The 18,433-nt window shown below is 67.3% G+C and carries 18 protein-coding genes; 11 read left to right on the top strand and 7 right to left on the bottom strand.

Features of this window, described 5'->3' with window-relative positions:
• The first annotated feature begins 32 nt into the window (after positions 1 to 32).
• From log to AC5Y47_RS01320, 7 genes are all read left to right on the top strand, one after another.
• Positions 33 to 584, top strand: coding sequence for a cytokinin riboside 5'-monophosphate phosphoribohydrolase (gene log / locus AC5Y47_RS01350; RefSeq protein WP_499941243.1), 552 nt, complete (start codon positions 33 to 35; stop codon positions 582 to 584).
• Between the two features lie 60 nt (positions 585 to 644).
• Entirely contained in the window at positions 645 to 2,426 is a 1,782-nt protein-coding gene (gene fadD6 / locus AC5Y47_RS01345; RefSeq protein WP_499941241.1) for a long-chain-acyl-CoA synthetase FadD6, read from the top strand.
• A gap of 215 nt (positions 2,427 to 2,641) precedes the next feature.
• A complete protein-coding gene (gene folP, locus AC5Y47_RS01340; RefSeq protein ID WP_499941416.1) occupies positions 2,642 to 3,466 on the top strand; it encodes a dihydropteroate synthase in 825 nt (274 codons plus the stop codon).
• Positions 3,463 to 4,416, top strand: coding sequence for a glucosyl-3-phosphoglycerate synthase (locus tag AC5Y47_RS01335; RefSeq protein ID WP_499941239.1), 954 nt, complete (start codon positions 3,463 to 3,465; stop codon positions 4,414 to 4,416). The genes folP and AC5Y47_RS01335 overlap by 4 nt, the downstream gene beginning before the upstream one ends.
• Positions 4,417 to 4,454: 38 nt before the next feature.
• On the top strand, positions 4,455 to 4,817 hold the full coding sequence (locus AC5Y47_RS01330) for a DivIVA domain-containing protein (protein ID WP_499941238.1): 363 nt from the start codon (positions 4,455 to 4,457) through the stop codon (positions 4,815 to 4,817).
• The gene (locus AC5Y47_RS01325; protein WP_499941237.1) at positions 4,814 to 5,395 is read left to right on the top strand and encodes a DNA-3-methyladenine glycosylase I; all 582 of its coding nucleotides are present in this window, start codon (positions 4,814 to 4,816) and stop codon (positions 5,393 to 5,395) included. Before AC5Y47_RS01330 ends, AC5Y47_RS01325 begins: the two co-directional genes overlap by 4 nt.
• Positions 5,396 to 5,572: 177 nt before the next feature.
• Positions 5,573 to 5,740 (top strand): DUF3117 domain-containing protein, encoded by a 168-nt coding sequence (locus AC5Y47_RS01320; protein WP_003406247.1) that lies wholly within the window; start codon positions 5,573 to 5,575, stop codon positions 5,738 to 5,740.
• 22 nt (positions 5,741 to 5,762) lie between these two features.
• Here the strand turns inward: AC5Y47_RS01320 and glgA are convergent, their stop codons facing one another.
• Entirely contained in the window at positions 5,763 to 6,926 is a 1,164-nt protein-coding gene (gene glgA / locus AC5Y47_RS01315; RefSeq protein ID WP_499941235.1) for a glycogen synthase, read from the bottom strand.
• A gap of 163 nt (positions 6,927 to 7,089) precedes the next feature.
• Here glgA and glgC point away from each other — a divergent pair, with 163 nt between their 5' ends.
• Entirely contained in the window at positions 7,090 to 8,304 is a 1,215-nt protein-coding gene (glgC, locus tag AC5Y47_RS01310) for a glucose-1-phosphate adenylyltransferase (protein WP_499941233.1), read from the top strand.
• Between the two features lie 95 nt (positions 8,305 to 8,399).
• On the opposite strand, the gene AC5Y47_RS01305 is transcribed toward glgC, so the two are convergent.
• The 5 genes from AC5Y47_RS01305 to AC5Y47_RS01285 are packed head-to-tail and all read right to left on the bottom strand — an operon-like array spanning position 8,400 to position 13,952.
• The gene (locus AC5Y47_RS01305; protein ID WP_499941231.1) at positions 8,400 to 10,085 is read right to left on the bottom strand and encodes a CocE/NonD family hydrolase; all 1,686 of its coding nucleotides are present in this window, start codon (positions 10,083 to 10,085) and stop codon (positions 8,400 to 8,402) included.
• Positions 10,086 to 10,104: 19 nt separating this feature from the next.
• The gene (locus tag AC5Y47_RS01300; protein ID WP_499941229.1) at positions 10,105 to 10,779 is read right to left on the bottom strand and encodes a methyltransferase family protein; all 675 of its coding nucleotides are present in this window, start codon (positions 10,777 to 10,779) and stop codon (positions 10,105 to 10,107) included.
• Positions 10,776 to 12,410, bottom strand: a complete 1,635-nt coding sequence (locus tag AC5Y47_RS01295; protein WP_499941227.1) for an ABC transporter permease — start codon at positions 12,408 to 12,410, stop codon at positions 10,776 to 10,778. The genes AC5Y47_RS01300 and AC5Y47_RS01295 overlap by 4 nt, the downstream gene beginning before the upstream one ends.
• Entirely contained in the window at positions 12,407 to 13,330 is a 924-nt protein-coding gene (locus tag AC5Y47_RS01290) for an ABC transporter ATP-binding protein (protein WP_499941226.1), read from the bottom strand. Before AC5Y47_RS01290 ends, AC5Y47_RS01295 begins: the two co-directional genes overlap by 4 nt.
• A complete protein-coding gene (locus tag AC5Y47_RS01285) occupies positions 13,320 to 13,952 on the bottom strand; it encodes a TetR/AcrR family transcriptional regulator (RefSeq protein WP_499941225.1) in 633 nt (210 codons plus the stop codon). The genes AC5Y47_RS01290 and AC5Y47_RS01285 overlap by 11 nt, the downstream gene beginning before the upstream one ends.
• A 123-nt stretch (positions 13,953 to 14,075) precedes the next feature.
• Here AC5Y47_RS01285 and AC5Y47_RS01280 point away from each other — a divergent pair, with 123 nt between their 5' ends.
• Positions 14,076 to 15,836, top strand: coding sequence for a PE domain-containing protein (locus AC5Y47_RS01280; RefSeq protein ID WP_499941223.1), 1,761 nt, complete (start codon positions 14,076 to 14,078; stop codon positions 15,834 to 15,836).
• A 280-nt stretch (positions 15,837 to 16,116) separates the two neighbouring features.
• Here the strand turns inward: AC5Y47_RS01280 and AC5Y47_RS01275 are convergent, their stop codons facing one another.
• On the bottom strand, positions 16,117 to 16,782 hold the full coding sequence (locus tag AC5Y47_RS01275; RefSeq protein ID WP_499941222.1) for an O-methyltransferase: 666 nt from the start codon (positions 16,780 to 16,782) through the stop codon (positions 16,117 to 16,119).
• A gap of 203 nt (positions 16,783 to 16,985) precedes the next feature.
• Here AC5Y47_RS01275 and sigE point away from each other — a divergent pair, with 203 nt between their 5' ends.
• Entirely contained in the window at positions 16,986 to 17,762 is a 777-nt protein-coding gene (sigE, locus tag AC5Y47_RS01270) for an RNA polymerase sigma factor SigE (RefSeq protein WP_499941220.1), read from the top strand.
• A gap of 144 nt (positions 17,763 to 17,906) precedes the next feature.
• Positions 17,907 to 18,299, top strand: coding sequence for an anti-sigma E factor RseA (gene rseA / locus AC5Y47_RS01265; protein WP_499941218.1), 393 nt, complete (start codon positions 17,907 to 17,909; stop codon positions 18,297 to 18,299).
• The last annotated feature ends 134 nt before the right edge of the window (positions 18,300 to 18,433 follow it).

Genomic DNA, 18,433 nt, shown 5'->3' with positions numbered 1-18,433 from the left:
GCCGGGGAAGGTGGGCGGTCTACCTTTCGGGTATGCCCTCAGACGGCCGGCTGGCGGTGGCCGTGTACTGCGCTGCCGCACCGACGCACCCCGAACTGCTGGAATTGGCCGCGGAGCTCGGTTCCGCGATCGCCGCGCGCGGATGGACGCTGGTGTGGGGCGGTGGGCACGTGTCGGCGATGGGGGCGGTGGCCTCGGCCGCGCGGGCTGGCGGCGGCTGGACCGTCGGCGTGATCCCCACGATGCTGCTGGACCGTGAACTGGCCGACCGTCAGGCCGACGAACTGATCGTCACCGACACGCTGAGCGAGCGGAAGCAGGTCATGGAAGGGCGGGCCGATGCGTTCATCGCACTGCCGGGGGGTGTCGGCACCCTCGACGAACTGTTGAGCGCGTGGACCGAGGGGTATCTCGGCGTGCACGACAAGCCCATCGTGATTCTGGACCCGTGGGGGCATTACGACGCCGTGCGGACGTGGATCTTCGGATTGCTGGACAGCGGCTACGTCTCCCAGGCCGCGGTGGACCGGCTGGTGGTGGTCGATAAGGTCGGCGAAGCGCTGGACGCCTGCGCACCGGCCTGACCGGTCCAGGCCGCCCGGCGGTATGTACTCAGCGGGTCTGCAAGGGAATCGAGGGATCAGGTGGCCGATCACGGCGGTGGCACGAACACACGAGTCAAACTGACCGATCTCGCGGTACGGATTCCCGGGCTGGTGGCCGACGCGCCCTCGATCCTGCGTGCGGTGAGGACCGGCCTGCTGCCGCGTCCCGGTTCCAGGACGTCGATCGGCGCGGTGTTCCAGGAGCGCGCCGCCCGCTACGCCGACCGCGTTTTTCTGAAGTTCGGCGACCAGCAACTGACGTACAACGAGGCGAACGCCGCCGCCAACCGCTACGCCGCCGTGTTGGCCGCCCGCGGCGTCGGGCCCGGCGACGTGGTGGGCGTGATGCTGCGCAACTCGCCCAACACCGTGCTGACGATGCTGGCGGCGGTCAAGTGCGGCGCGATCGCCGGCATGCTCAACTACCACCAGCGTGGGGACGTCCTGCGGCACAGCTTGGGTTTGCTGGATGCCAAGGTGCTGGTCGCCGAATCCGACCTGGTCAGCGCCGTCAGCGAAGCCGGCGGGTCGGCCGGGGACGTGCTGACCATCGAAGACGTCGAGCAATTCGCCGCGACCGCGCCGGCGACCAACCCGGACTCGGTGTCGACGGTGCGTGCCCGGGACACCGCGTTCTACATCTTCACCTCCGGCACCACCGGCTATCCGAAGGCCAGCGTGATGACGCACTACCGGTGGCTCAAAGCCCTCGGCGCATTCGGCGGGCTGGGGCTGCGGTTGAAGGCCTCCGACACCATGTACAGCTGCCTGCCGCTGTACCACAACAATGCGCTGACCGTCGCGCTGTCGTCGGTGATCAATTCCGGTGCGACGCTGGCGCTGGGCAAGTCGTTCTCGGCTTCACGGTTCTGGGACGAGGTGATCGCCAGCGATGCCACCGCGTTCATCTACATCGGCGAAGTGTGCCGCTACCTGCTCAACCAGCCGGCCAAACCGACCGACCGCAGGCACAAGGTCCGCGTCATCGCCGGCAACGGGCTGCGCCCGGACATCTGGGACGAATTCACCAAACGATTCGGCATCGCCCGGGTCTGCGAGTTCTACGCCGCCAGCGAAGGCACCACCGCGTTCATCAACATCTTCAACGTGCCGCGCAGCACCGGTATCTCGCCGATGCCGCTGGCCTACGTCGAATACGACCCTGACACCGGTGAGCCGGTGCGCGACGACAACGGACGGGTGCGGCGCGTGCCCGCCGGCGAACCGGGCCTGTTGCTCAGCCCGGTCAACCGGCTGCAGCCCTTCGACGGTTACACCGACAAGGAAGCCACCGAGAAGAAGCTGGTGCGCAACGCCTTCAAAGAAGGCGACACGTATTTCAACACCGGCGACGTGATGAGCCCGCAGGGCCTGTTCCACGCCGCGTTCGTCGACCGGTTGGGCGACACGTTCCGCTGGAAGGGCGAGAACGTGGCGACGACCCAAGTCGAGGCCGCGGTGGCGTCGGATTCTCAGGTCGAAGAATGCACCGTGTTCGGCGTCGAGGTGCCCGACACCGGTGGGCGCGCCGGGATGGCGGCGGTCAAGCTGCGCGAGGGCAAGGAATTCGACGGTCAGTCCCTGGCGCGCGCGGTGTACGACAATTTGCCCGGTTACGCGCTGCCGCTGTTCGTGCGGCTGGTGGAGTCGCTGGAGCACACCACGACGTTCAAGAGCCGCAAGGTCGAGCTGCGCAAGCAGGCGTACGGCTCCGATATCGAGGATCCGCTCTACGTGCTGGCCGGCCGTAAGGAAGGCTACGTCGAGTACTACGACGAGTATCCGGGTGAGGTCGCGGCGGGTAAGCGGCCGCAGGGCTGACGGCCGTCGCTTGCGCGCCCGCATTGACTGTGAAGTCTCGGCGTTGCCGGTGAGCTCAGGGCGGGATTTGTTCGATTTTTTCGCCGTACTTTCACCGGCGAAGCCCTCGTTTCACGCTCAATGCCGACAGCACGCCGGTGACCACGACCAGGCACCATAGAGTCGTGCCGGCAACCTTCTGCGGCCGCCCGGTCGCGGCGGATCGCGCGCTGATCATGGCGATCATCAACCGCACCCCGGACTCGTTCTTCGACCGCGGCGCGACGTTCAGCGATGAAGCCGCTCAAGACGCCGTGCACCGCGCGATCGCCGACGGCGCCGACGTCATCGACGTCGGTGGGGTCAAAGCCGGGCCCGGCGAAACCGTCGACCCCGACACCGAGATCGCCCGGCTGGTGCCGTTCGTCGAGTGGCTGCGCAACGCCTACCCCGACCAGCTGATCAGCGTCGACACCTGGCGCTCCGAGGTCGCAGAACTCGCCTGCGCGGCCGGGGCGGACATCATCAACGACACCTGGGCAGGCGTGGATCCACGCCTCCAACTGGTCGCTGCCGAGTTCAACGCGGGCCTGGTGTGCTCGCACACCGGCGGTGCGGCGCCCAGGACACGGCCATTCCGGGTGAGTTACGGTACGACTACCCGCGGCGTGGTGGACGACGTGATTCGCCAGGTCACGACCGCCGCCGAGCGGGCAGTTGCGGTCGGAGTGGCCCGCGACCGGGTACTGATCGACCCCACCCACGATTTCGGCAAGAACACCTTCCACGGGCTGATCCTGCTGCGGCACGTGGCCGAACTCGTCGGTACCGGGTGGCCCGTGCTCATGGCGTTGAGCAACAAGGACTTCGTCGGGGAGACTCTGGGTGTGGACGTGACCGAACGGCTGGAGGGGACACTGGCGGCTACCGCGCTCGCGGCGGCCGCCGGAGCCCGCATGTTCCGGGTCCACCAGGTCGCGGCCACCCGCCGGGTGCTGGAGATGGTCGCCTCGATCCAGGGCACCCGCCCGCCGGCGCGCACCGTGAGAGGACTGGGATGACGGCCTCGGAGCTGGATCTCGCCGCTGACGGCGTGCTCGCGGCGCGACCCGGGGACACCTGGTTCGCCGACCGCAGCTGGAACCGTCCGCGCTGGACGATCGGCGAACTCGTCGCCGCCAAGGCCGGGCGCACGATCTCGGTGGTGCTGCCGGCCTTGAACGAGGAAGAGACCATCGGATCGGTCATCGACAGCATCTCCCCGCTGGTAGACGGGCTGGTCGACGAGCTGATCGTGCTGGATTCGGGCTCGACCGACGACACCGAGATCCGGGCCATCGCGGCGGGCGCCCGCGTCGTCAGCCGCGAGCAGGCCGTGCCCGAGCTGCCGGCCCGGCCCGGCAAGGGCGAGGCGTTGTGGCGCTCGCTTGCCGCCACCAGCGGCGACATCGTCGTGTTCATCGATTCCGACCTGCTCAACCCGCATCCCATGTTCGTGCCCTACCTGGTCGGTCCGCTGCTCACCGGCGACGGCATCCACCTGGTCAAAGGTTTCTACCGGCGACCGCTGAGCGACGGCAACGCCACCGGCGGCGGCCGGGTCACCGAACTCGTGGCCCGCCCGCTGCTGGCCGCGCTGCGACCTGAACTGGGGTGCGTGCTGCAGCCGCTGGGCGGGGAGTACGCAGCCAGCCGGGAGCTGCTGACGTCGCTGCCGTTCGCGCCGGGCTACGGCGTGGAGATCGGCCTGCTGGTCGACACCTTCGACCGGCTGGGACTGGATGCGATCGCGCAGGTCAACCTGGGTGTCCGGGCACACCGCAACCGGCCGCTCGAGGAGCTGGGCGCGATGAGTCGCCAGGTGATCGCCACCCTGTTGTCCCGGTGCGGGGTTTCCGACTCCGGGGTCGGCCTGACCCAGTTCTCGCCGGCCGGTGACGGCTACACCCAGCACACCTGGCCGGTGTCGTTGGCCGACCGTCCACCCATGGATGTGCTCCGGCCGCGCTAGAAACCGACGTGTCAGTGCCGTAGGGCAAGATCGATCCCGTGGCGTTGGTGTTGCTGTACCTGGTGGTGTTGATCCTGGTCGCGGTCGTCCTGTTCGGCGCGGCGAGCCTGTTGTTCGGTCGCGGTGAGCCGCTGCCGCCGCTGCCGCGGGCGACGACGGCGACGGTGCTGCCCGCCTACGGTGTCACCGCCGCTGACGTCGACGCGGTGAAGTTCACCCAGGTCATGCGCGGGTACAAGACCAGCGAAGTCGACTGGGTGCTGGACCGGCTGGGCCGGGAGCTCGAGATACTGCGCGCACAGGTGGCTGCCCTGCAATCGTCCGGTACGGAGGTTCAGTCCGGCGATTCGGAGCCGTCCGACGTCGAACCCGTCGTGTCCGAGCGTTCCGGTCCGACATGAGCGAGGACGGTCGCGTCCGCTGCGGCTGGGCCGAGGTGCGCCCCGGACCTGACGCGCAGCTCTACCGCGACTACCACGACTACGAATGGGGTCAGAAACTCACCGACGGGACGGCGCTGTTCGAGCGGATGAGTCTGGAAGCGTTCCAGAGCGGTCTGTCCTGGCTGATCATCCTGCGCAAACGCGACGATTTCCGGCGCGCCTTCGCTGGGTTCGACGTCGAGAAGATCTCCAGCTTCACCGACGTCGACGTGCAACGGCTGCTGGCCGACACGTCCATCGTGCGCAACCGGGCCAAAATCGAGGCGACGATCGCCAACGCACGTGCCGCCGTCGAGCTGGGGTCCCCGCAGGACCTGTCCGATCTGCTCTGGTCGTTCGCGCCGCCTGCGCGGCCTCGCCTTGCCGACCTGTCTGAAATCCCTTCGGTGAGCGTGGAATCAAAGGCGATGGCGCGCGAGCTGAAGCGACGCGGTTTCCGCTTCGTCGGTCCCACCACCGCGTACTCACTGATGCAGGCGACCGGAATGGTCGACGATCACATCCGTACGTGCTGGGTGCAGCCGGCTACGGTTTGACGACCTCAGTTGGCATCAGGAGTGGGTCTTTGTGCACCTGGTCACCCGGATAGGGAACAATAGACTGGTGATTTGGCAGTTCAATGTCGGGTATGGCTGGAAATCCACTGGCGGGGCATGCTCGGCGCCGACCAGGTCCGCGGGTGCGGGCCAGATCGAATCTGGAGGGAGCACTCGATGGCGGCGATGAAGCCCCGGACCGGCGACGGTCCACTAGAAGCAACCAAGGAGGGGCGCGGCATCGTAATGCGGGTACCACTTGAAGGTGGGGGCCGACTGGTGGTCGAACTCACTCCGGACGAAGCCGCCGCCCTGGGCGACGAGCTCAAAGGCGTCACCAGCTGAGGCCGGCGCGCCTCAGCCTGCCCTACTCACACACCTTGCGGTAGATGTCCAGCGTCTGCTCGGCGATGTGTGTCCAGGAGAATTCTTCGATACAGCGCTGACGTCCCGCGCGGCCGTATTGTTCGGCCTTCGCCGGGTCAGCGATCAGGGCATTGACCGCCTCGGCCAACCGCGCCTCGAAGGCCTCGGGATACTCGGCGTCGTAGTGCACCAACGAACCGGTGACGCCGTCGGCGACCACCTCGGGGATCCCGCCGACGTCGGAAGCCACGACCGCCGTCGCGCAGGCCATTGCCTCCAAGTTCACGATGCCCAACGGCTCGTACACTGACGGGCACACGAAAACCGTTGCCGCTGAGAGTATTTCACGCAGCTTGGTCTTGTGCAGCATGTCGCGTATCCAGAACACCCCGGTGCGGTTGCGTTCGAGTCTGGCCACCGCGGAGCGCACCTCTTCGGCGATCTGCGGAGTATCAGGAGCTCCGGCGCACAACACCAGCTGCACGTCCGGGCTGAATTGGTGCGCCGCCGCGACCAGATGCGACACACCCTTCTGCCGGGTGATCCGCCCGACGAACGCCACGATCGGCCGGTTCACGTCGACGCCGTGTTCTTCCAGCACCGACCCGGTGCGCACCGGTCCGGCGGGATGCCAGACCTCGGTGTCGATGCCGTTGCGGATCACGTGCACCAGATTCGGATCCAACGTGGGGTAGACGCGCAGAATGTCGTCACGCATCCCGGTGCTGACGGCGATGACGGCGTCGGCGGCCAGGACGGCGGTGTTCTCCACCCAGGTCGAAACCTGATAGCCGCCGCCGAGCTGCTCGGCTTTCCACGGCCGCATCGGCTCCAGGGAATGGGCGGTCAGCACGTGCGGGACGTCGTAGAGCAGCTTGGCCAAATGCCCGGCCAGGCCGGTGTACCAGGTGTGCGAGTGCACGACGGTGGCCGCGTTGGCGGCGTTGGCCATCACCAGGTCCGACGACAAGGTCGACAAGGCCGCATTGGCGCTGCGCAGCCGCGGGTCGGGCTGGTGGGCGACGGCGGTGGGGCGCGGCGCGCCTTGGCAATGCACGTCGACCGCACACAGTCGGCGCAGTTGTGCGACCAGTTCGGTGACGTGTACACCGGCACCGCCGTAGACCTCCGGAGGATATTCCCGAGTCATCATTGCCACCCGCATACCCGCACGCTAGTTCGGCGACCGGACAGCCCGCCTGGCGGGTGTCGGGCTGTCGAGAAGCTCGCCAACCCGGCCGAATATCCTTGACCCACCGGTCCTCACGCTTCTCGGGCGAAGCGGGGATCGGTGGCAGGGGTCCACAGGTGCCGATAGGTTGAAGCGCATGAGGGAATCGCCACAAGTGCTGGGCATTGTGCTGGCCGGTGGTGAGGGCAAGCGGCTCTATCCCCTGACCGCCGACCGCGCCAAACCCGCGGTTCCCTTCGGCGGCGGATACCGGCTGATCGACTTCGTGCTGTCCAACCTCGTCAACGCGCGCTACCTGAGGATCTGTGTTCTCACCCAATACAAGTCGCACTCGCTGGACCGCCATATCTCGCAGAACTGGCGGTTGTCCGGTTTGGCCGGCGAGTACATCACCCCGGTCCCGGCCCAGCAGCGCCTCGGTCCGCGCTGGTACACCGGTTCGGCCGACGCGATCTATCAGTCACTGAACCTGATCTACGACGAAGATCCCGACTACATCGTGGTTTTCGGCGCCGACCACGTGTACCGGATGGATCCCGAGCAGATGGTGCGCTTCCACGTCGACAGTGGTGCCGGCGCGACCGTAGCCGGCATCCGGGTGCCGCGAGCCGAAGCGAGCGCGTTCGGCTGCATCGACGCCGACGAATCGGGCCGAATCCGCAACTTCGTCGAGAAGCCGATGGACCCGCCCGGCACCCCCGACGACCCCGACGCCACCTTCGTGTCGATGGGCAACTACATCTTCACCACCAAGGTGCTGATCGATGCGATCCGCGCCGACGCCGACGACGACCACTCCGACCATGACATGGGTGGCGACATCATTCCGCGGTTGGTGGCCGACGGGATGGCCGCGGTTTACGACTTCGCCGACAACGACGTGCCGGGCGCCACCGACCGCGACCGCGGCTACTGGCGTGATGTCGGGACGCTCGATGCGTTCTACGACGCGCACATGGACCTGGTGTCGGTGCATCCGGTGTTCAACCTGTACAACCGGCGCTGGCCGATCCTGGGCGCCACGGAAAATCTGGCCCCGGCCAAGTTCGTCAACGGCGGCTCGGCCCAGGAGTCCGTGGTGGGCGCGGGCAGCATCATTTCGGCGGCCTCGGTGCGCAACTCGGTGTTGTCGTCCAACGTCGTGGTCGACGACGGCGCGATCGTCGAGGGCAGCGTGATCATGCCGGGTGCGCGGGTCGGCCGTGGCGCGGTGGTGCGCCACGCAATCCTGGACAAGAACGTGGTCGTCGGCCCCGGTGAGATGGTCGGGGTGGACCTGGAGAAGGACCGGGAACGGTTTGCGATCAGTGCCGGCGGCGTGGTGGCCGTCGGCAAGGGCACTTGGATCTGACGAAACCCGCCGGCGACCTGGGGCACCTCCCGCCGCGAGCAGACGCAGAATCGCATGAAAGTGCACCCGAACGTGCGATTCTGCGTCTGCTCGCGCTACGAGGGGACTTCCGGGACCAGCAGGTGCGCGTCGTAGCGCGGACCCCAGCGCAGCGTCACCAGGCCGCGCGGCGGGTCCGGGTAGGCCGCCGGGAACTGGCCCGTCAACGGATTGCGCGGGGACAGCCAGCGTCCGGCCACCACCAACCGCAGTTGCTCGCCGGCGCGGAACAGCGTGGCCGACGGTCCCAGCGCCACGTCCACCGAAACCACTTCGCCAGGAGGCACCGGCTGCACCCGGTCGCACGCCGGGACCGGCTGCCAAGGACGGGACAGCTCGGGATCCAAGGCGCGCAACGAGACCCGTTGCCATCCGGTGGCCACCCGGTCGCGGCCGTAGCCGTAGGACCCTTCGAAGCCGACGTAGCATCCGTCGCGCCACTTCTCAACTCCGACAAATAAATTCGCGTCGTCGCAACCGTCCAGCTGGACCCAGAGCCGGGCCGCCATCGGTCCGGCCAGCTCGATGTCCTGCTCCACGGTCCAGCTGAATGATGCTGCGCGAGAATGCGTTTCAAACGTGATGCTGCCGGCCTTCCGGGGCGGCTCAGTCACCAGGAGCCCGGCACCGGCGAGATACATCGGGCGCCATTCGGTGCGGGCCAGTGGCCACTCGTGCTCTTCGCGCACCGCGGCCACCGTGTCGCGGTCCTCGCGCACCTCGAGGCGGACGCTGCGGGATGCGGGCGCGCCGTTCAGCACGTCGCGAAAGAACGCCAGTTGCTCGGCCAACGCGTCGTCGGAGTAGAACGTCTCCCATTTGCCGCCGCGATGGGTGTAGAGGCGGGCGTGAGCGGACCCTCCGTGGATGAACGCCCGCATGGAGCCGCGGCTGTGCAGATTGTTGTCCGAGAAGCTGCCGCAGACCAGCATGGGGACCTTGATCTCCGACAAATCCGGTGCCACCGAACGCCAGAACTCGTCGCGCAGCGGGTGCTGGGTTTGCATCTGTTCCAGGTCGTAGCTCTGCCGGGTGCGGCGTCGCAGGCCGCGGGCCCACATGCGGGTGAACCCCGATTCCCGGATGCCGCCCGGGAACGTCAGGTCGCGGTAGGCGTCGGTCAAGCCTTCCCACGGACAGATCGCACGCAGTGCCGGTGGCTGCAACGCGGCCACCGCGAACTGGGTGATGGCCAGGTAGGAGACACCGAGCATGACCACCCGGCCGTCGCTCCACGGTTGCTCGGCCAACCACTGCACGACGTCGTAGGTGTCCTCGGCTTCCTGGCGTGACAGCAGATTTCCGGTGCCCTCGGACTGACCGCAGCCGCGGCAGTCGGCATTGACCACGACGAAGCCGTGCCCGGTCCACCACACCGGATCCGGAGCCTCCCAACCCGTCAGGGCGGAGAAACGCACCGGCTTGGGTTGGCGCAGGACGCGGTATTGAGCCGAGAACGTCCACCGCTTGCGCCGCCGGGTCGGCAGATCGTCCTTGCCGTACGGATGGATGCTGAGGATGACGGGCCGCGCAGTACCGTCTTCCTCACGAAAGACGTTGAGCCGCAAGAGCGTCCCGTCGCGGGTCGGCACTTCGACATCGCGCTCGACGACGAGGTGCGGGGGAGGGTCGGTGACCGTGAGCGGCGGTCTGACGAGACCGCGAACGCGCTGCACGGCGTAACGGAATGCGCCCGGACGACGCCACGGCCGGTCCAGAGTCGGTGCACAGTTGCGGGCCACGCCCGTTACCCTAGGCGCGCTACCAGACGCGTGGCACCAGCCGATAACGGACTCGCCGGGTGTAGTCGCGGTATCCCGGTAGTTCGTCTTCGAGTGCGCGTTCTTCGTCGAGGATGCGCAGCACGAGGACAGCCGTGCTGGGCACGACCAGCAGCAACCCCCAGTAGGAGCCCAGCGCCAGCGGGATACCGGCCATCAGGATCACGTCCCCGACGTACATCGGGTGCCGCACGATGCCGTACAGGCCGGTGGACACCACCGGTTGGGCTGCCTCCACCGTGACGGTCGCCGCCGCGTAGCTGTTCTGCACCACCGCCAGCATGGCCAGGCCCAATCCGGTTGCGACCAGTACATCGCCGGTCAAAGCGAGCGCCGTCGGCATCGACGACCAGTCGAAGCGGTGGTCCAGGGCGCTGACCACCACCATCCCCGCCAGCGCGGCGAACGCCGCGACGATGACGAACTTCTGCAGGGTTCTGGTTTCGGCCCTCGGTCCGGCACGCATACGTCGCTGCAGGGCATCGGGGTGGGTGCGGGCCAGGTAGATGGTGGGGGCCAGCGTCGCGACGGTGAACACCGCCAGGAAAAGCCATGCCTGCCAATAATTCAACGTGCCCGCCGGGACGAACAGCATGGCACCCAAGAGGATCAGGCCGAAGCCAGACGACAGCGCGATCCGCAGGCCGGTCTTCACGACCGCACATCCCGTCGCCGAAAGGCCAAGACGCCCAACGCAATCAATGCAGCGTCGATGCCCAGCAACCACAACAACGGCACCACGGTGAAATCCCCGCCGCCGACGCGTGGCGTGTGCCCGAACGGCTCCAGGTCGAGCAGCCACTGCGAGAACCCCGACAACGACCCGAGCAGGTACAGCGCGATGAACCCGACCAGCACGCCCCACGCGGCGGAGGTGAATCGCGGTGCCAGCCCGAACAATCCGAGGGTGATCGCCGACAGCAACCACACCGCCGGCACCTGTACGGCCGCCGTCCCGACGACCGCGGGCAACGTGCCGCCGACGTCACCGGCGGCCAAACCGTAGGCCAGTCCCGCGGCCAGGCCGGACAGCAGGATCGCGAATGCCGATCCGCCCAGTGCCAACACCAGATGGCTGGCCAGCAACCGGGTCCGGGACACCGCACCGGCCAGCAGTGTCTCGGCGCGCTGACTGGCCTCCTCATGGTGTAACCGCAGGGACAGCGAGACGGCGAATGCCGCCGCGACCATGCCCAGCATGGTGAATCCGACGCCGAGGAAGGCCTGCTCGAGTGCGCTGGTACCGCCCATCCGCACGACGATCTCGCGCGCACCCGCGCCGCCACCCAGCTCGTCACCGATACCGTGCGTCACACTGCCGATCAGCAACCCGTACAGCGCCAGCCCCACCGTCCACACCACGACGGAGCCGCGGTCGAGTCGCCACGCCAGACCGAAGACATTGCTCAGTGTGTTCCCCGCGACGCCGGGGCCGGGACGTTCGGCGACGAGGCCGGCGCCGACGTCGCGGCCGGCCAGCAACCGGTACGCCACGGCGGTCAGCACCGTGGCCGTCACCAGGTGCAGCAGCAGCACCCACCAGTGATCGCCCGCATAGGGACGCACCTGCAACGACCACCCCAGCGGCGAAAACCACGACAGCCCAGCCCAACCCGCGTCCCCGACGGCCCGCAGTGTGAATGCGGTGCCGAGGACTGCAAAGGCGCAACCGCGGGCAACCCGGGCGCTCGGTGAGAGTTGCGCAGCGACTGCGGCAACCGCGGTGAAGACCAGCCCGGAGCCGGCGAGTGCGGCACAGAAGGCCACGGACCCGCCCGCAGGGACGTCGGTGGTGAGCAGTGCGGCCGCCCCGACAAATCCGGTGGCCAGTGAGGCGCCGAAGGACAACAACAGGGCGGCGGTCAAGGCGGCGTAACGGGCCACGGCGGTCGAATCGAGCAGTTCGGCCCGGCCGGTTTCCTCGTCGGCGCGGGTGTGACGGATCACGGTGAGAATGACGGCCACCGCGATCAGCACGTGGAACACTCCGGCTTTCCAGAGGCCGACCGCGCCGAGGCTGTCGTTGTAGATCTGGCCGTAGAGCGCGCGCTGGGCCGGGCTCGCCATGATCGATGCCGCGAGGTCGGCCCGGTCGGCCTCCGTCGGATAGATCTTCTCGATGCTGCCGATGTACACGCTGGCCAACGGAACTGACAGCAGCAACGCCCACAGCGGCAACACAATCCGGTCGCGGCGCAAGTAGAGCCGCAGCAATTGCAGTGTGCCGGTGAAGTTCGAACTGCGTTGCGGCGCAAGGGCGGAATTCTGCAGTACGGCGGTGCTCATCGCGCCGGCACCTCCGTCCGGGCACCGTTGCTGCTGTAGTGGCGCAGGAACAGTTCTTCCAGCGAGGGCGGCTGACTGACCAGGCTGCGCACTCCGGCGGCACCGAGCACCCGGATCAGTTCGCCCAGGCTTTCGCTGTCGACCTGCGCGCGCAGCGTGTTGCCTTCGATGCTGACGTCCTCGACGCCCTTGATCCGGGTGACATCGCCTGGGTCGCCGATCATCTCGGCTTTGATAGAGGTCCGGCTCAAGTGCCGCATGGATTCCAGCGATCCGCTTTCCACGGTTCTGCCGGCTTGGATGATGGTCACCCGCTCGCACAGCGCCTCGGTCTCGGCCAGGATGTGACTGGACAGCAGCACCGTCGCGCCGCGATCGCGCGCTTCGGCGACGCACTGCTGAAAGACGTTCTCCATCAACGGGTCCAGCCCGCTGGTGGGTTCGTCCAGCAGCAGCAGCCTCGCCCGTGACGAGAACGCCGAGATCAAGGAGACCTTCTGGCGATTGCCTTTGGAGTAGGTCCGCACCTTCTTGTGCGGATCGAATTCGAAGCGCTCGATCAATTCCGCGCGCATCTTTTGGTCGATGCCACCGCGCATCCGGGCCAGCAGGTCGATGGTCTCGCCTCCGGTCAGTGTCGGCCAGAGCGTGACATCACCTGGCACATAGGCGATCTGGCGGTGCAGTTCGACAGCGTCGCCCCACGGGTCGCCGCCGAGCAGTCGGACAGTGCCGCCGTCGGCCTTGACTACCCCCAGCAGGACGCGGATGGTCGTCGACTTGCCGGCGCCGTTGGGGCCGAGGAAACCGTGCACTTCGCCTTCCTCGACCCGTAGGTCGAGTCCGTCGAGTGCGCGCACGGACCCGAATCTCTTTGTCAGACCGGAGACATCGATGGGCGCCCGGTAATCAGTGGTCATTGGACCCTCCTTGATTTTCGAGGAATGCGTCGTACATGGTGCGATCGGTGAGCAGTCCCTCGGAATAGAGCTCGAGGGCGGGCAACACCATGTCGCGGGCGTAGTCGCGCAACACCGCGCGTACATCCGTCGGCGTCTCGTGCATCTGCAGATAGAGCAGGAACCCACCGCCGCCGATGATGCCCAGATACCTTGCGCGCGCGTACGGGTCCCGACTCGGCTTGATGGTGCCGGCCCGGACACCCTCCTGCAGGTAGTCCTCGACGTTGTCAATCATTCTCTGCCACAACATGTTCGCGAGCTCACCCCCGGACTGCATACTGCGGACCAGGTATGCCATCAGTGGCGCATAGGACTCGATCTCGGCCATCGCCCCGAGCCAGGAGGCGGGGTCGTTGGACTGGATGACCTCGGATTTGTCGCTGCGGATCTGTTCGGTGACGTATTCGTCGCAGGCCTTGCGCAGACCTTCCTTGGAGCCGAAGTGATGGATGACCAGAGCCGCGCTGACCCCGGCCGCGTCGGCGATGGCGCGCAGGCCGACCCCGAAACCGTGTTCACCGAACTGGGTGATCGCCGCGTCGCGGATCCGCGCGGTTGCGGTCAAGTCGGCTGAACGCATGTTCAGTACACTAAACGTGTGTTCAGCGCCGTGTCAAGGGTGCCGTTCTTCGCGAATCCGCCGTGCGCCTCGGTCATGGATGCCAAGATGACCGCATCGAATACCGCAACGAGGAGTAGCGAAATGTCATTTGTGGTGGCGGCACTGGACATCTTCGAGACGGCGACGGCCGATGCCGCGCAAATCGGGACGGCGGTAGGGGCCGGAAATCTGTCCGCGCTCGCCCCGACGACCAACGTGGCCGCGGCGGCGGCCGATGAAGTGTCCGCTGCAGTGGCGGCGCTGTTCGGCACGCATGCCAACGAATACCAAGCGGCGGCCGCCCAGGCGGCGGCTTATCACGGCGAGTTCGTCCGCAACTTGGGTGCGGCGGCCGCGTCCTACGGCGCTACCGAGGCGGCCATCTTGCGCGAGCTGGAGAGTGTGCTGCTGGGCGGCGGTGCGGCCGCGGCGCCCTTGGCGGCGCTGAACGAGGTCGTTTCCGGTGGGTTTCAGGCAATTGTCTACCGTCCGATTCACACGGCCGGTCAAGCATGGATCGCCAGCCCGTTGGGCCAGGCGGTGGACCCGATCATCAATGCGCCCACCCAGCTGTTGTTCGGACGCGACCTGATCGGCAACGGCGCAGCCGGAACGGCGACGTCACCGACCGGCGGCGCCGGCGGATTGCTGTTCGGTGACGGCGGCGCCGGCTACAGCCCGACCGGCGGTGCGTTGCCCCTTGCCGGCGGGACCGGTGGAGCTGCCGGGCTGATCGGCAACGGCGGCATCGGCGGTACCGGCTGGGCCGGCGGTGCGGGCGGGACTGGTGGCGTCGGCGGATGGTTGATGGGCAATGGCGGCCCCGGTGGCGCCGGCGGTGCACATCTCGTAACCGGCGGTCCCGGCGGTGCGGGTGGCCAGGCGCTCCTGTTCGGCGACGGCGGATACGGCGGCATCGGCGGGGCCGGTGCCACGGTCGGAGCCACCGGCGCCCGCGGCTACGGCGGCCTGTTCATCGGTCAAGGCGGGCCCACCTACATCCCCGGTACTGGCGAGATCGTCACCATCGAGTTCGTCCGGCACGGGCAAACAATCAGCAACGTGACAAACCTGCTGGATACAGCGATTCCAGGCCCCCCGCTCACCGCGTTGGGCCAGCAACAGGCTGCCGATATCGCCGCCGTGCTCAACGGTCAGGGCACCTTTGCAGGGATCTTCGAATCACAGCTGCTCCGGACCCAGCAGACCGCCGCGGCGCTGACGGCCTACGTGGGACAACCGACCGCGGTCGAGCTAGCCGGGCTCAACGAGATCGGTGCCGGTCTCCTCGAGGACATGGGGCCGATTCCCGCGGGACTGCTCTACTTGGCCGGCCCGTTGGTGTGGACCCTCGGATTCCCTGCCTTCCCGATGCTGGCCCCGCTGTCCACTACCCCCACCGGGTTGAACTTTGCCGCCGGCTTCAACAGCGCGGTGCAGACCATGTACAACGCCGCACTGGCAGCCCCGGGAAACACCGTCGTCGCCTACTCCAGCGCACTCACCATCGAGGCAGGCACGATGATGATGGTCGACAACCCCAACCCGTTGTTACTGCTCACACATTCGCTGCCGAACACCGGCGTCGTAGTGATCCAGGGCAGTCCACAAACCGGCTGGACGATGCTGAGCTACGACGGGGTGCCGCTCGGGCCGGCGAACTTGCCGACCCAGCTATTCGTCGACGTGCGCAACTTCATCACCGCGCCGCAATACGCGGGTTACGACATCGGGACGGCATTGTTCAGCGGCGACCCGGCCACCATCGTCAACGCGGTCCGCGACGGGGTCCGCGAGGTGACCACGGCCACCGTGCACTTCCCGTTCGCGATCGCCGAGACCCTGCTCGGGGCGGTGGCCTAGCGGCAGGCGCGTTCGGATGAACCTGGGCTCCGGCGCGACACCCGGTGTAGCCAGTGTGAAGTCTGGGCCTTGACTGTGAAGCCTGGGCTTTGCGCGGGAAGTCTGGGCGGGATTTCGGCCGAATTTCCCGCCGTGGGCTCACCCCGAACGCCGTCGCTTCACAACCAAAGCCAAGGATTCACACCGAAGTCGTGAAACAGCCGAAACGCCTTACCCTGCCGCGCATTAACCCCGCTACGGGTCTGAAATCAGAGTCAGACGCAGTGACCGTTTCCGGCGCTCAGTCGCGGACCGCGGCCAGCAAGCCGTCGCCCAGCGGTATCAAGGCCGGGGTGAGCCGTTCGTCCTCGGCGATCAACCGCGCCGCCTCGCGAACCGCGACCACTTCGGCGTCGCGCGCCTCGGGGTCACCGGCGCGGCCGCCGAGTGCCGCCCGGTGCACGACTATCACCCCGCCCGACCGCAGCAACCGCACACCTTGCACTACGTATTCGGGCTGGTCGATCGGATCGCCGTCAATGAACACCAGGTCATAGGAGTCGTCGGCGAGCCGGGTCAGCACTTCCTGGGCCCGTCCACTGATCAGCCTGGTGCGCGACGGCCCGACCTGAGCCTCGGCGAACGCCTGCTTGGCCTGGCGCACATATTCGGGCTCGATGTCGATGGTGGTCAGCACGCCGTCGTCGCCCATTCCCGACAACAACCACAGCCCGCTCACGCCCACCCCGGTGCCGACCTCGGCGACCGCCTTGCCGCCGCTGAGTTTGGCCAGCAGGCTGAGCAGCGCACCTACCGCGGGAGTGACCGCGCCGGCGCCGCTGTCGGCGGCCCGCTCCCGCGCGCCGACCAGAATCGCATCCTCGGAAATCGACTTCTCGGCGTGCGCCATCAGCAACTCGGCCCGGCTGGGGGTGGCGGCACCGCCGGCGTCGTCGGAACTGGACATGTCCGCAGAGTATGCCGAACCGTCGGCGCGGTAAGGCAGGCGCGCCCGGCGCGTGCGGCGCGGACACGCCCGGGAGCGGCCGCGCGAGGAACATCACTGCGACATCCATAAGTGCTGGAAAACGCTGGTAACGGTATGGTTTCTCAGCCAAAGCTCAGATTGCTCATACCTCGCCCACACTCGGATAGGCGACGGTGATCGGTATGCAACGCGGAGCACTGTGCGGTGAGAACGACGGGAATACCGGATCGCAGATTCGTGTTTCGGCGAGTGAAGAATGGCCAATCCTGCAAGCCAGGCAAAACCAAGAGGAAGTGAACACCACCACCTTGAGCACGATCACCATGTCTCACCCCCAGCAGGTCAGTTACGACGACTGGGCCGAGCCGTCCGACGCGCTGCTCGGCACAGCGGTTTTCGACGCGACCGGGGACAAGGCGGCCATGCCGTCGTGGGACGAGTTGGTGCGCCAGCACGCCGACCGGGTGTACCGACTGGCCTACCGGCTCACCGGCAATCAGCACGACGCCGAGGACCTGACTCAGGAGACGTTCATCAGGGTCTTCCGGTCCGTCCAGAACTATCAACCCGGCACATTCGAAGGCTGGCTGCACCGCATCACCACCAACCTGTTCCTGGACATGGTCCGGCGCCGCGCCCGCATCCGGATGGAAGCGTTGCCCGAGGACTACGACCGAGTGCCCGCCGACGAGCCGAACCCCGAGCAGATCTACCACGACTCGCGGCTGGGGCCGGACCTGCAGGCGGCGCTGGACTCGCTGCCGCCCGAGTTTCGTGCCGCAGTGGTGCTGTGCGACATCGAGGGTCTGTCCTACGAGGAGATCGGCGCCACGTTGGGCGTCAAGCTCGGCACGGTGCGCAGCCGGATCCACCGGGGACGTCAGGCTCTGCGCGACTACCTGGCCGCCCACCCCGGACATGGGTTGCACGCCGACGACCGCACGGCGAAGGCCAGCTGAGTTTCCGACGGTAGACCGTGCCGTCGCACGGTTGCCGAATGTCGGGAAATACTGGGGTTTTAAGGGCTGAACATGGTTATCGAGCACCGCCTCGCGCTACATTCGAGATACGGATGGCTGGAAAAGGCGCGAAGGGATCTTCTGATGACCGACCGGGGGCATGTGTTTCGGCGCGCGTTCTCCTGGCTGCCCGCTCAGTTCGCTTCCCAGAGTGACGCCCCGATCGGCGCGCCGCGTCGGTTCGGATCCACCGAGCATCTGTCCATCGAGGCCATCGCGGCGTTCGTCGACGGCGAGTTGCGGATGAACGCGCACCTGCGTGCCGCGCATCACCTGTCGCTGTGCCCGGAGTGTGCGGCCGAAGTCGAGGATCACAGCCGCGCGCGCGCCGCGCTGCGTGACTCCCACCCGATCCGCACCCCCAGTTCGCTGCTCGGGTTGCTGTCGGAGATCCCGCACAGCCCGCGGGAAGACGCGCCCCAATTCCCTGAAGCCTTCGCCGACCGCGATGTTCGTGATCAGCGGAAGCGCCGCTAGCTTGACCTTTGCTTGCCTGCGCCGGTGTCGGCTCGTTGCTGGCTGTGCCGGTTCATGCCGACGGGCCGTGGTCCGTGGATACTAGGGTGGACGCGGAGATGCCCGTGTCGGGCGCCGCAATGGATCTGGAAGAG

The sequence above is a fragment of the Mycobacterium sp. NGS22 genome, from assembly GCF_059813095.1.
The sequence above is the reverse complement of the archived record's forward strand: the minus strand, read 5'-3'. Positions and strand labels throughout refer to the sequence as shown.